This window comes from Bacillus sp. F2HM (assembly GCF_019266135.1).
In the GTDB taxonomy this organism is placed as follows: Bacteria; Bacillota; Bacilli; order Bacillales; family Bacillaceae; genus Bacillus; species Bacillus safensis.
Genome location: NZ_LRMO01000010.1, coordinates 26,423 through 39,979 on the forward strand (window position 1 = coordinate 26,423; position 13,557 = coordinate 39,979).

Annotated in this window: 8 protein-coding genes; all 8 read left to right on the top strand. The window is 41.4% G+C overall.

What is annotated here, in order from left to right; all coding sequences use genetic code 11:
- The first annotated feature begins 79 nt into the window (after positions 1-79).
- The 8 genes from AWT60_RS06900 to mutL all read left to right on the top strand — a co-directional run bounded on the left by AWT60_RS06900 (position 80) and on the right by mutL (position 13,509).
- Positions 80-3,124 (top strand): efflux RND transporter permease subunit, encoded by a 3,045-nt coding sequence (locus AWT60_RS06900; RefSeq protein ID WP_218677075.1) that lies wholly within the window; start codon positions 80-82, stop codon positions 3,122-3,124.
- A 174-nt stretch (positions 3,125-3,298) separates the two neighbouring features.
- On the top strand, positions 3,299-4,363 hold the full coding sequence (gene tdh, locus AWT60_RS06905) for an L-threonine 3-dehydrogenase (protein ID WP_076839603.1): 1,065 nt from the start codon (positions 3,299-3,301) through the stop codon (positions 4,361-4,363).
- On the top strand, positions 4,360-5,541 hold the full coding sequence (locus tag AWT60_RS06910; protein ID WP_139336368.1) for a glycine C-acetyltransferase: 1,182 nt from the start codon (positions 4,360-4,362) through the stop codon (positions 5,539-5,541). Before tdh ends, AWT60_RS06910 begins: the two co-directional genes overlap by 4 nt.
- A gap of 150 nt (positions 5,542-5,691) precedes the next feature.
- Positions 5,692-7,218 (top strand): tRNA (N6-isopentenyl adenosine(37)-C2)-methylthiotransferase MiaB, encoded by a 1,527-nt coding sequence (miaB, locus tag AWT60_RS06915; RefSeq protein ID WP_034281907.1) that lies wholly within the window; start codon positions 5,692-5,694, stop codon positions 7,216-7,218.
- Between the two features lies 1 nt (position 7,219).
- Positions 7,220-7,654, top strand: coding sequence for a regulatory iron-sulfur-containing complex subunit RicA (ricA, locus tag AWT60_RS06920; protein WP_008358013.1), 435 nt, complete (start codon positions 7,220-7,222; stop codon positions 7,652-7,654).
- Between the two features lie 685 nt (positions 7,655-8,339).
- Entirely contained in the window at positions 8,340-8,885 is a 546-nt protein-coding gene (cotE, locus tag AWT60_RS06925) for an outer spore coat protein CotE (RefSeq protein WP_056766518.1), read from the top strand.
- Positions 8,886-9,009: 124 nt separating this feature from the next.
- Positions 9,010-11,586 carry a DNA mismatch repair protein MutS gene (gene mutS / locus AWT60_RS06930; RefSeq protein ID WP_218677076.1) on the top strand — a complete coding sequence of 859 codons (2,577 nt, stop codon included), beginning with the start codon at positions 9,010-9,012 and terminating at the stop codon, positions 11,584-11,586.
- Positions 11,587-11,607: 21 nt separating this feature from the next.
- Positions 11,608-13,509 (top strand): DNA mismatch repair endonuclease MutL, encoded by a 1,902-nt coding sequence (gene mutL / locus AWT60_RS06935; RefSeq protein ID WP_218677077.1) that lies wholly within the window; start codon positions 11,608-11,610, stop codon positions 13,507-13,509.
- Positions 13,510-13,557: the final 48 nt, after the last annotated feature.

Below are 13,557 nucleotides of genomic sequence, written 5' to 3' on the forward strand. Positions count from 1 at the left end.
GCATTTTTTCACCATGATGATAAATTAAGATTAAGTTGAATTTACTTCATTAAAAATAAATGTTTAAGTAGGTGAAATAATGTTCGAAGCTTTTTTGAAAAGAGGAAAGCTTGTTTTTATTTTATTTTTTATCGTTCTCTTTGCTGGCGGCTATTTATTCGCGCAGCTTCCTAAACGAGAACTGCCAGAATTCGAGGCGAATCTCGTCACGATTTCTACCGTTTTTCCTGGTGCAGATGCAAAACAGGTGGAAAGAGATGTCACCAATAAGCTGGAATCAGCCCTATCTGATATCAACGGTGTAGAGAAAACGAGCTCGGTTTCTGCCATTGGTTTCTCAAATATTGTGCTTGAAATTGAGGACCAAGCCGACTTTCAAAAGGTGGCAAGTCAAATTAAGAATGAAACCACAAGTGCTGCGTCGTCTTTTCCTGACGGGGTGAAGGAGCCGGAAGTAAAGGATGAATTCGGCAGCGTGCCGGTTGGCTCTTATATGATTGTGTCGAGTGAATCATCGGACTTAGCAAAAAGTCAGCAATCGTTGCGTGCATTGAAGGAAAAAGTAGAGGACATCAAAGGGGTAGACAGTGTCGTTATCAAAGGCTTCAATGACAAACAAGCGATATTAAACTTAGATTCAAACAAGCTGGAGGGTGAAGGGCTCAATGTAACTGATGTCACAAATGCCATCAATCAGGAATTTGACACATCTCCACTAGGCGATATTCGGGCAGGCAAAGAGAAGGTGAAGCTGTCCATCGATACATATGACCGCTTAGATCAAGTTAAAAAAATTGAGCTTTTCTCAAAAACGAAAAGAGAGCCGGTCACAATTAGTCAGCTTGGCAGTTTAAAAGAAGTAGAAAAACAGAAAAGTGATATTGTGTCGTATAACGGAAAGCCCGCTTATTCATTTACTGTGAATATGAAACCAGGGCTTGATATTCCTAAAATGTATGACAAAGTCAGTGATGTCATTGAGAAAGAAAAGCAGCTGCCAAATGGGGTGGAGTGGGTAAACTACTATTCACAAAAAAGTGAAGTGGATACCATTTTCAATGATTTAATAAAAGAAGCCATTGTTGCGGTCATTGCGGTCATAATTGTTACCACACTTGGACTCACGATTGGCGGGGCGTTTATCGTTTCACTCGCCATTCCGCTATCCATTACAATTGGAACCATTCCGCTGCCATTTTTACAAGTGGATCTCAATCAAATTTCAATCATCGGCTTTATCATTGCCTTAGGGATACTTGTCGATGATGCGATTGTCGTCAATGATAATATTTTAAGACAAATGAAAAAATACGAAAGTCCGCTTAAAGGAACAATTGCTGGCGTAAAAGAAGTCGCAGGGTCTATTTTGACATCAACACTTGCTGTTGTGTTTGCCTTCCTGCCGCTTGTTTTCCTATCAGGTGCCAACGGTTCATTTATTCGGGCATTACCGTCTGTTCTAGTAACGACTGTGCTTGCGTCCATGGTGATTTCGCTGACACTTGTGCCGGTCTATCAATATACTGTGAACAGGAAAAGAAAGAACAAGAAGAGTGAAAAAGAGCCTGGATTCCTAGGAAAACCATTAAAAAGGCTGGCGGATTTCTATGCAGACCGTGTGCTGAAAAACATTGTGAAGCGGCCGCTCGTTATTGGACTAAGTGGCTTGCTTGTTGCAACGCTTGCTTTTTTACTTATTTTCGTCACACCATTTGAATTTTTCCCTGCGGCGAATAAGAAAGAAGTGGTCGTCACTGTCACGCTTCCAAGTGAAACAACATTAGACAAAACAAATGAAACACTAAAAAGAATAGAACAAGAAATTAAGCAGCAAAAAGGCATTGAAGAAACGGCGATTTTTGCAGGCGGCGGGGTGCCGAATCTGTTTAATGAAAGTATTTCAAATGCAAGTGACCACACAGGTCAGATTGTTGTAAGAGTAGACAATGATCAGATGACAAGTAAGGCATTGATAGATCGTATGACCGAGCCTTTACGAGAGAAATTCAAAGAGGCTGATCTCTTTATGAAAACCATTGTTCAAGGACCGCCAACTGGAGCGCCAGTGACAGTAACAGTTGCAGGTGACTCTTTTACAAAGCTCATTGATGTCAAAGAAACGCTAACAAATGAAATGAAAGACAAAGGAGCAAGCTTGATTACGGATGATGTCAATAAGCCGGTGAAAACGATCTCCTTTGAATTAAACCGTGAGCGAATGGCAGAGGATGGGCTCAGTGCTCAATTTGTCAGCAGACAGCTTGGGCTTGTGACAGAAGGGATTCCATTAGGTACCTTTAAACAAGGAACAAATGATATCGATTTAGTGGTGAAACAGGATATAGGCACACATCAAAATGGTTTAAAGCTAAAAGAATTGAAAGTGCCTGTGAAGACAAACGAGGGTGGTATGCCTCAACTTGAGCCGCTTAGCCGATATGTAACAGAAAAAGAAACAGAGCAGTATGAAAGCATTCCACATGAAAATGGAGTTCCAACTATTACGCTAAAGGCGTATCCCGGCGCATCAGATTCGTTTAAAGACGATATGAAAGAAGTCGTCAATCAAGTGGGGAAAAGCGCGGCAGCGAAGGATTTGGACATTTCACAAGGTGGAGAAAATGAAAATCAGACCCGGTTCTTTATTGAAATTAGTCTCTTATTTGTGGTTGTCTTGCTGCTCATTTACGTGACCATCGCATTCCAATTCAATTCATTGATGCTTCCGCTGTTAGTTCTAGGAACGGTTTACTTAGCCGTATCAGGAGCCATTATCGGACTGTTTGTCACACAAACGCCATTCAGCTTTATGGCAACAATGGGAATTGTCTCATTGGCTGGTATTGTTGTTCGAAATGCGGTCGTCTTATTTGAATTTATTGAACAGCGTCGCAAGCAAGGGTTTGATCAACAGACAGCTGTCATTGAAGCGGGAAGAGCAAGGATTAGACCGATACTTTTAACAGCATTTACGGCATTAGTTGCATTAATGCCTGTTGCATTCAGTCATGATCCACTCTTTAAGCCGCTGGCCATCTGCATTGTATCGGGTGTCTTTTTCTCAACAATACTGACATTATTCATTGTGCCAGCCCTATATGTTGCCGTTTCAAAGAAACGCTGACGATGAAAGCAAATCTCCGCTCGAAAGGAGATTTGCTTTTTTTTTCGAAAAATATCCAAAAAAATATGCGGGGTGTTCATTTGTCTTTTTCCAGTAGACAGTGGTATTTACGGCTAAAATAAGTCGTGTTAAAATCTGATTGGGAGAAGTTTTTTAACAAAGGGGTTGTACGTCATGTGTGGAACGATGAAAGCAATTGTTAAAAAAGAAAGCGCTTACGGAGCGGTGATGATGGAGATGCCGATTCCAGAAATCAAAGATCATGAAGTTTTAATCCAAGTGAAAGCCACTTCGATATGCGGAACAGACGTGCATATTTATAATTGGGATGACTGGGCTAAGGGAAGAGTCAAAGCGCCCTACATTTTTGGACATGAATTTACAGGGGAAGTTGTTAAAGTGGGGAAGCAAGTCTCACGAGCAAAGGTAGGGGACTTTGTATCGGCTGAGACGCATGTTGTATGTAATCAATGTTATATGTGCTTAACAGGGCAGCAGCATTTGTGCAGTGAAACGAAAATTTTAGGGGTAGACATTGATGGCTGTTTTGCTGAATATGTCAAAGTACCTGAACAAAATGTGTGGCACAATACAGCTCAAATGCCGGTTGAGCTTGCCTCTATACAAGAGCCGCTAGGAAATGCTGTTCATACTGTAATGCACACACCTGTTTCAGGTAAATCAGTGGCGATTTTTGGCTGCGGACCAATCGGTTTAATGGCAATCGCTGTTGCAAAAGCCTCCGGAGCTGTTCAAGTGTTCGCTGTTGATAAAAATGAATACAGGCTCGATCTTGCCCGAAAAATGGGTGCAGATCATATCGTGGATATTGGAAAAGATGATCCAGTCGTCATGATTAAGCAGCTCACGCGGATGGAAGGGGCAGACGTGATATGTGAGATGTCAGGTCATCCAGCTGCCATTAATCAAGCACTTGAAGCTTGTGCAAATGGAGGAAAAGTCAATATACTAAGCTTGCCAGAACGACCAGTGACAATTGATATTACGAATCAAATTGTTTTTAGGGGATTAACCGTGCAAGGGATCACGGGGAGAAAAATGTTTGAGACGTGGCGTCAAGTATCTGAGCTATTAAGAACGAATACCATTGATGTAAAGCCAGTTGTCACTCATACACTGCCATTTGAAGAGTTCCAAAAGGGATTTGAACTTATGCAGAGCGGTACGTGCGGAAAAGTCGTACTGATGATGCCATCATATCAAAGGGGGAAGAAATGATGAAAGAATTCACGTATTTACAAGATGAATTGGAAACAATGAAGCAGCAAGGCACCCATCAAATTTTGAAAGAGATCGACTCAAAACAATCATCCACTGTTACATTAAATGAACAATCTGTCATACAACTCTCCTCAAATAACTACTTAGGGCTCACCTCACACCCAAGGCTGATGAAAGCAGCAAAAGAGGCAATCGATGAATTCGGTGCGGGTACAGGATCTGTACGTACCATCGCCGGCACAATGACGATGCATGAACGTCTTGAAAAAAAGCTTGCTGCATTTAAAAAGACAGAAGCAGCACTTGTGTTCCAATCAGGCTTTACGACCAATCAAGGGGTCTTATCCAGTATCTTGACAAAAGATGATATTGTCATTTCAGATGAACTGAATCATGCCTCAATTATTGATGGCATCCGATTAACAAAAGCAGATAAAAAGGTATACAGTCATTCCAATATGGAAGAGCTGGAGAAGATTTTGAAAAAATCGATGAATTACCGCGTCCGCCTCATCGTTACAGACGGTGTGTTCTCGATGGATGGAGATATCGCGCCACTTCCTGAGATCGTCAGACTCGCAGAAGCATATGATGCATTTGTGATGGTAGACGATGCGCATGCCTCGGGCGTGCTTGGTGAGAATGGCCGCGGAACGGTCAACCATTTTAAACTCGACGGCAGAGTGCACATTCAGGTCGGGACACTTAGTAAGGCTGTCGGAGTGCTCGGCGGCTATGTGGCTGGTTCAGCGGTTTTAATTGATTATTTAAAGCATAAAGCAAGACCGTTTTTATTCAGCACCTCTCATCCGCCAGCTGTGACTAGAGCGTGTGAAGAAGCGATTGAAGTGCTGTTAGATGAACCGGAGCGAATCGATACACTTTGGGAGAACGCCGCTTATTTTAAAGAAAAAGTCATCAGCCTTGGATTTCAAGTCGCCCGAACAGAGACACCGATTATCCCAATCATGATTGGAGACGAAGCACTTACTTTTCGTTTCTCAAAGGCTTTAATAGAACGAGGCGTGTTTGCCCAAGGCATCGCCTTCCCAACTGTAGCAAAAGGCAAGGCAAGAATTAGAGCCATCATCACAGCCGAGCACACAAAAGAAGAACTAGACCGGGCACTGACAATCATTGAAGAAGAAGCAAAAAAACTAAACATACTTGATTGAGAGAGCGCAGGCTCTCTTTTTTCTTTTTGTGAAAAATGGTTATGACTAATAGGTAATTTTCATAGAAGAACCGTATATGATTTATTTTCAATTCATCACAAAATAGTCTATACTGTAGGGTGGAACTTGGTTTGAAAGGAGTACAAATTCATGAATGAAGAGCAGAGAAAAGCGAGCGGACAAGTAAGTTCATCGGACAAAAAATCCGAGAAGGACTACAGCAAATATTTTGAAGCTGTGTACATTCCGCCTTCCTTAAAAGATGCAAAAAAACGGGGTAAAGAAGAAGTCGAATACAATCAATTTCAAATTGACGAGCAGTTTCAAGGGTTAGGAAACGGCCGCAAGTTTTATATTCGCACATATGGCTGTCAAATGAATGAGCATGACACAGAAGTGATGGCTGGTATTTTTATGGCGCTTGGCTATGAACCAACAAACTCAACGGAAGATGCAAATGTCATCTTATTAAACACTTGTGCTATTCGTGAAAATGCAGAAAATAAAGTGTTTGGAGAGCTTGGACATTTAAAAGCATTAAAACGTGAAAAGCCAGATTTAATTTTAGGTGTCTGCGGATGTATGTCACAAGAAGAATCTGTCGTGAGCCGTATTTTGAAGAAACACCCGTTTGTTGACTTGATTTTCGGCACGCACAACATTCACCGCCTGCCAGAGCTGTTATCTGAATGCTACCTTTCAAAAGAAATGGTCATTGAGGTTTGGTCAAAAGAAGGCGACGTGATTGAGAACCTTCCAAGAGCCCGCCAAGGTAAAATCAAGGGCTGGGTGAACATTATGTACGGTTGTGATAAATTCTGTACATACTGTATCGTGCCTTACACGCGCGGCAAGGAAAGAAGCCGCCGCCCAGATGAAATTATTCAAGAGGTCAGACGTTTAGCAGCAGAAGGATATAAGGAAATTACCCTTCTTGGTCAAAACGTGAATGCATATGGAAAAGATTTTGAAGATATGGAATATGGTCTTGGCCACCTGATGGATGAGCTGCGAAAAATTGATATTCCGCGTATCCGTTTTACAACAAGTCACCCGCGTGATTTTGATGATCACTTAATTGAAGTCTTAGCCAAGGGCGGAAATCTTCTCGATCATATTCACCTGCCAGTTCAATCCGGAAGTTCTTCTGTGCTGAAACTTATGGCGAGAAAATATGACCGTGAGCGTTACCTTGATCTTGTGCGCAAAATCAAAGAAGCTATGCCGAATGCTTCATTAACAACGGACATTATTGTTGGATTCCCAAATGAAACAGATGAGCAGTTTGAAGAAACACTTTCCCTCTATCGCGAGGTTGAGTTTGATGCTGCTTATACATTCATTTATTCTCCAAGAGAAGGAACGCCTGCAGCGAAAATGAAAGACAACGTGCCAATGCGTGTGAAAAAAGAACGTCTGCAGCGCCTAAATGCACTTGTGAATGAAATTTCTGCGAAAAAAATGAAGGAATATGAAGGGCAGATTGTCGAAGTATTAGTAGAGGGTGAAAGTAAAAACAACCCTGAGATCCTAGCCGGATATACAAGTAAAAGCAAGCTTGTGAATTTTAAAGCACCAAAAGAAGCGATTGGCAACATCGTCAAAGTGAAAATCACACAAGCCAAAACTTGGTCTCTTGACGGAGAAATGGTTGGAGAAGCTATCGAGGTGAATTAAAATGACACTTTATTCAAAGAAAGAGATTGTCGAGCGTGCAAGAGAGCTCGCTAAAATGATTTCTGAAACTGAAGAAGTTGATTTCTTCAAAAAAGCAGAAGCGCAAATCAATGAAAATACAAAAATTTCAACGATTATTAATCAAATTAAGGCGCTTCAAAAACAAGCTGTGAACTTAAAGCATTACGGCAAACATGAAGCCTTAAAGCAAGTCGAAGAAAAAATCGATGCCCTGCAAGAAGAACTGGATGACATCCCAGTGATTCAAGAATTCAAAGAATCACAAATGGAAGTCAATTCCCTGCTTCAGCTTGTAGCGCACACAATTTCGAATCAAGTAACAGATGAAATCATTCTTTCAACCGGCGGTGATCTCTTATTAGGAGAAACCGGTTCAAAAGTGAAAAACTCATCACCAAGTTGCTCCATTAAATGAGAAAACCCCGCAGATGCGGGGTTTTTTGTTTGTGTACTCTTATTTATTTGTAATTTGTAGTTTAGTATTTAAAATCCCTTGGCATTATAGGTTTATTAACGCTTAAATGTTGCTATAAGTCATGTATAACAGAAATAGATGAGATTTCTTGCGATCTAATATTAAGGAAAATTAATACGGAATAGTAGAAAACCGCATAATACCTCATTAAAGGTGAGATCTTTGTGATCACTAAAAACTCACTTCACCTTATATGTAATTTATATTTTATAGGCTGTGACATCAACAAATTGTTGATGTCACAGCCCCTTTTTTATTTTCTATGGTTACCTTATTTCTTCATAAAACACGTAATACAAACTAAAAAAAGGTGGATATATTTTTAATGATATTCTTTATTATTTTTAAATCTAATTTTAAATATAAAGAAAACCGAATGTTGATTTTTATAAATAGCCCCTCCTAAAGGGACTGTGACTTCATCATTAAACCACAACCTTCTATTCCAATCAACCTCCAAACCTCCCACTCTCCAACTTTTCCAATTTTCAAGGCAAGTTTATGGGCGACCATGCATACACTGAAACAGAAATGAATTTAATTGAACATGAAGTTCAAAATCGTGACACACTAGACGAATGCCCAGCATAAGATAAAACGATCAAGAACAAGGAGGCATGCCGGAATGTCTGAATACAGAGAAATTATTACAAAAGCGGTGGTTGCAAAAGGGAGGAAATTCACCCAAAGCACACACACCATTTCTCCATCGCAAAAACCAACCAGCATCCTAGGTGGTTGGATCATTAATCATAAGTATGATGCTGAAAAGGTCGGTAAAACCGTTGAGATCGAAGGAACATTTGATATTAACGTATGGTACTCTTACGCCGACAACACGAAAACAGAAGTCGTCACAGAGCGTGTGAAGTATGTAGACATCATTAAACTGAGATATAAAGATAAGAATTTCCTTGATGATGAGCACGAAGTAATTGCGAAAGTATTGCAGCAGCCCAATTGCTTAGAAGTGACCATTTCTCCAAATGGCAATAAAATTATCGTTCAGGCAGAGCGTGAATTCATTGCTGAGGTAGTCGGTGAAACAAAAATTGTCGTAGAGGTCAATTCAAGCTGGAAAGAAAAAGATGATCACGAGTGGGAAGAAGAAGTGGATGAGGAATTAGAGGATATTCATCCAGAATTCCTAGCAGGTGAGACAGAAGAGTAAGGAATGACTAGGGCGCATATCCCCCTAGTTTTTTTGTGCCTGATCTAGGAGAAAAAAGGTGATTTTTTATGCTATAATTGGAGATGGTATGAATTCGAAAGTAATATAGTGAGGGATTAGAAATATGGCAAGTTATACGCCCATGATACAGCAATATTTAAAGATCAAGGCAGATTATCAAGATGCCTTTTTATTTTTTCGCCTAGGCGATTTTTATGAGATGTTTTTTGATGATGCAAAGGAAGCCGCGCAAGAACTAGAAATTACGTTAACAAGCAGAGACGGCGGCACAATTCCAATGTGCGGCGTTCCTTATCATTCTGCTTCTGCATACATAGAACAGTTGATTTCAAAAGGCTACAAGGTCGCCATTTGTGAGCAGGTGGAAGACCCTAAAATGGCAAAAGGTGTAGTCAAAAGGGAAGTCGTTCAACTGATTACACCAGGAACCGTCATGGATGGTAAAGGATTAAGTGAAAACGAGAACAACTTTATTGCGTCTGTTACCAGCTTTCAAAATGGGTACGGTCTTGCGCTGTCTGATTTATCAACAGGTGAAAACATGGCGGCTTTCATCGATCGATTAGATGAAGTCGTATCAGAAATTTATTCTGTCGGTGCAAAAGAAATTGTGGTGTCAAAGCAGCTGGATGAGGAAACAGTCAAAACCCTTAAAGAACGCTGCCAAGCGACCATTTCATACGAAGATAGTGATGCATTATTAGAGGAAGCTGAGCGGCTCGTTTCCCATCTAGACGAAAAGTTAAAAACGTCATTTTTAACACTATATGCCTATTTAAGAAGAACGCAAAAAAGAAGCTTGGATCATCTTCAGAAAGTTCAAGTGTTTGAGCTTGAACAAACGATGAAAATTGATCTTTACTCAAAACGAAACCTAGAATTAACAGAAACGATTCGTTCAAAAAGCAAAAAAGGCTCTTTATTATGGCTGTTAGATGAAACAAAAACAGCGATGGGCGGCAGACTGCTCAAGCAATGGATCGATCGGCCGCTCATTCGCCTTTCGCAAATTAATGAGCGTCAGGAAATGGTGCAAATCCTGATGGATCATTTCTTTGAGCGAGAGGATCTGCGCGAACGATTAAAGCAAGTATATGATCTTGAGCGTTTAGCGGGCCGTGTGGCATTTGGCAACGTGAATGCCCGTGATCTCATTCAGCTCAAAGAATCCTTAAAACAAGTACCGGATATTAAAGAACTCGTTCATTCATTACCAGAGGAAATGGCAAAATCAAGAGCGAATGAGATTGATCCTTGTGGTGACCTCCTTGATTTATTAGAAGATGCACTTCATGAAAATCCGCCGATGACGATAAAAGAAGGCAATTTGATTAAAGATGGCTACAATGCAAAATTAGATGAATACCGTGATGCCAGCCGAAACGGAAAGGACTGGATTGCACGTCTTGAACAGCAGGAAAGAGAATATACCGGTATTCGCTCCTTAAAAGTCGGGTTTAATAAAGTGTTTGGTTATTATATCGAAGTGACACGCGCAAATACACATCTGCTGGAGGAAGGGCGTTACGAAAGAAAACAAACGCTTGCCAATGCAGAGCGGTATATCACACCTGAATTAAAAGAAAAAGAAGCACTGATTCTTGAAGCAGAATCAAATATTAACGAATTGGAATATGAACTATTTACAGCTCTCAGGGAGCAAGTAAAAGGCTATATTCCTAGATTACAGCTGCTTGCAAAACAAATGAGCGAGCTTGATGCGCTTCAATGCTTTGCGACTGTCAGTGAAAAGCGCCGTTATATCCGGCCGGAATTCTCAGAGGATGACGTGGATGTCAAAGATGGCCGTCACCCAGTCGTTGAAAAAGTGCTGGATCACCAGGAATATGTACCGAATGACTGCCATATGGGAAAAGGCAGACAAACCTTACTCATCACTGGACCGAATATGTCAGGGAAAAGTACGTATATGAGACAAATGGCGCTCATCTCGATTCTTGCGCAGATTGGCTGCTTCGTGCCTGCGTCAAAGGCGACGCTTCCAATCTTCGATCAAATCTTTACACGTATTGGTGCAGCAGATGATTTGATTTCTGGTCAAAGTACTTTTATGGTAGAGATGCTCGAAGCAAAAAATGCGATGGTGCACGCAACCAAAAACAGCTTGATTTTATTTGATGAAATTGGACGCGGGACAAGCACCTATGATGGAATGGCTCTTGCGCAGGCGATCATTGAATTTGTTCATGATCATATTGGGGCTAAAACCCTATTCTCTACACATTACCATGAGCTCACGGTCCTTGAATCTCAATTAAGCGAGCTGAAAAATGTTCATGTGCGAGCTGAAGAGCATGAAGGCACGGTCGTTTTCTTACATCAAATCAAAGAAGGTGCAGCTGATAAAAGCTATGGTATTCATGTAGCGCAGCTTGCGGAATTGCCTGATACCATCATTAATAGAGCCCAGACTATTTTAACGGAGCTTGAGAGCGGATCACATGACGTGACCCCAACCGTATCTGCAGCACCAAAAGCAGAAAAGGCTGAAGAAAAACAGCAGCTATCTTTCTTTGAAGTAGAAGAAAAACCGCAGCCGAAAGCTGCGCTAAAACAGAAGGATCAAGCGGTCATAGACGAATTAAAGTCTTACAACCTAATGGATATGACGCCGCTTGAAGCGATGACGAAGCTGTATGAATTGCAAAAGAAATTATAATGTAAGGTGAGGTGAGCAGAAATGGCAAAGATTATTCAGTTATCCGATGACCTATCCAATAAAATTGCTGCAGGTGAAGTGGTCGAGCGTCCGGCTTCTGTTGTAAAGGAGCTTGTGGAAAATGCGATCGATGCAAAAAGTACAGTCATTGAAATCGATGTAGAAGAAGCTGGTCTTTCTTCTATCAGGATTATTGATAATGGTGTTGGAATCGATGCTGAAGATTGTAAGCTCGCCTTCCAGCGCCATGCAACAAGTAAAATCAAAGACGAAAATGATTTGTTTCGTGTCAGAACGCTCGGATTCAGGGGAGAGGCGCTGCCAAGTATTGCATCCGTCTCTCACCTAGAAATGAAAACAAGTACTGGCGAAGGAGCTGGGACACACTTAGCTTTGCAAGGCGGGAAGATCATTTCAGAGAAAAAAACCTCTGGCCGCCGCGGCACCGAAATTGTGGTCACCAACTTATTTTACAATACGCCAGCCCGCCTAAAATACATGAAAACCGTTCATACGGAACTTGGTAATATATCGGATGTTGTCAATCGAATTGCGCTAGCTCATCCCGAAGTATCGATCCGTTTGCGTCATCAAGGGAAAGTCCTGCTACAGACGAATGGAAACGGAGATGTGCGTCATGTACTTGCGGCCATTTACGGGACAGCTGTGGCTAAAAAAATGCTGCCGCTTCACGTACAATCACTTGATTTTGAAGTGAAAGGATATATTTCCTTACCAGAAGTGACGAGGGCATCACGGAATTATATGTCTTCTGTTGTAAACGGCCGATATGTCAAACATTTTCCGCTCGTGAAAGCGATCCATGAAGGGTATCACACGCTGCTTCCAATTGGCCGTCATCCAATTACATTTATTGAGATGAAGATGGATCCTATTCTAGTGGATGTGAACGTTCATCCTTCGAAGCTAGAAGTGAGGCTAAGTAAAGAACAGGAACTTCATGATCTGATTAAACAAGGAATTAAGGAAGTATTTCAAAAGCAGCAGCTCATTCCAAGTGCTTCAGTACCAAAAAAAGCACCAATGCCAGCTGTGAAAAATGAGCAGCAATCCTTAACCTTCGATGCGAAACAAGGAAACTCAAGCCCAGCAGAAAAACCGTTATCCTATCAGCCGGAGCCGCTCGAATCGATCGTATATGAGACAAGTCATACCGAAGCATACGGAATACCTAAACAAGAGAAGACGGAAGCATCATCACCAGTATTTTATGAAGAAGCCTCATCTGAGCGTGTTCATTTAGAGGAATCCGCCGCTTCACTTGAATATGAAGAGACGGTACTGCATGAAGATGTGACAGAAACGATTCCTGAAAACGAACGCGTCCCTGTGATGTATCCAATTGGGCAAATGCATGGCACATATATTTTGGCTCAAAATGAACGAGGGCTTTATATCATCGACCAGCATGCGGCTCAAGAGCGAATCAAGTATGAGTATTATCGTGAGAAAGTGGGGGAGATCGAACAGGAAGTGCAAGAAATGCTCGTCCCCTTAACATTTCACTACTCTAAAAACGATATGCTGATCATTGAAGAGCATAAGGATATTCTAGCGAAAGTGGGGGTCTTCTTAGAGCCCTTTGGTTCAGGAAGCTACATCGTTCGGTCGCATCCGCAGTGGTTTCCAAAAGGTGAAGAGGCTGAACTGATCGAAGAGATTATCGAGCAAGTGCTTGATGAAAAACGTGTTGATATCAAGAAACTAAGAGAAGAAGCGGCGATTATGATGAGCTGCAAAGGGTCAATCAAAGCAAATCGTCATTTGCGTGATGATGAAATCAAAGCCTTATTAGATGAACTTCGTCAAACGAAGGACCCATTCACCTGTCCGCACGGCCGGCCGATCATCATTCATCACTCCACTTATGAAATGGAGAAGATGTTTAAACGGGTGATGTGATATAAAAAAGCGCTCTAAACAGAGCGCTTCAGATTGTAGAGAAACTTA

Excerpts from the sequence above, each read along its gene's own strand:
- cotE (WP_056766518.1), top strand. The coding sequence starts at position 8,340 with ATGTCTGAATACAGAGAAATTATTACAAAAGCGGTGGTTGCAAAAGGG.
- AWT60_RS06910 (WP_139336368.1), top strand. The coding sequence starts at position 4,360 with ATGATGAAAGAATTCACGTATTTACAAGATGAATTGGAAACAATGAAG.
- AWT60_RS06900 (WP_218677075.1), top strand. The coding sequence starts at position 80 with ATGTTCGAAGCTTTTTTGAAAAGAGGAAAGCTTGTTTTTATTTTATTT.
- mutS (WP_218677076.1), top strand. The coding sequence starts at position 9,010 with ATGGCAAGTTATACGCCCATGATACAGCAATATTTAAAGATCAAGGCA.
- miaB (WP_034281907.1), top strand. The coding sequence starts at position 5,692 with ATGAATGAAGAGCAGAGAAAAGCGAGCGGACAAGTAAGTTCATCGGAC.
- mutL (WP_218677077.1), top strand. The coding sequence starts at position 11,608 with ATGGCAAAGATTATTCAGTTATCCGATGACCTATCCAATAAAATTGCT.
- tdh (WP_076839603.1), top strand. The coding sequence starts at position 3,299 with ATGTGTGGAACGATGAAAGCAATTGTTAAAAAAGAAAGCGCTTACGGA.
- ricA (WP_008358013.1), top strand. The coding sequence starts at position 7,220 with ATGACACTTTATTCAAAGAAAGAGATTGTCGAGCGTGCAAGAGAGCTC.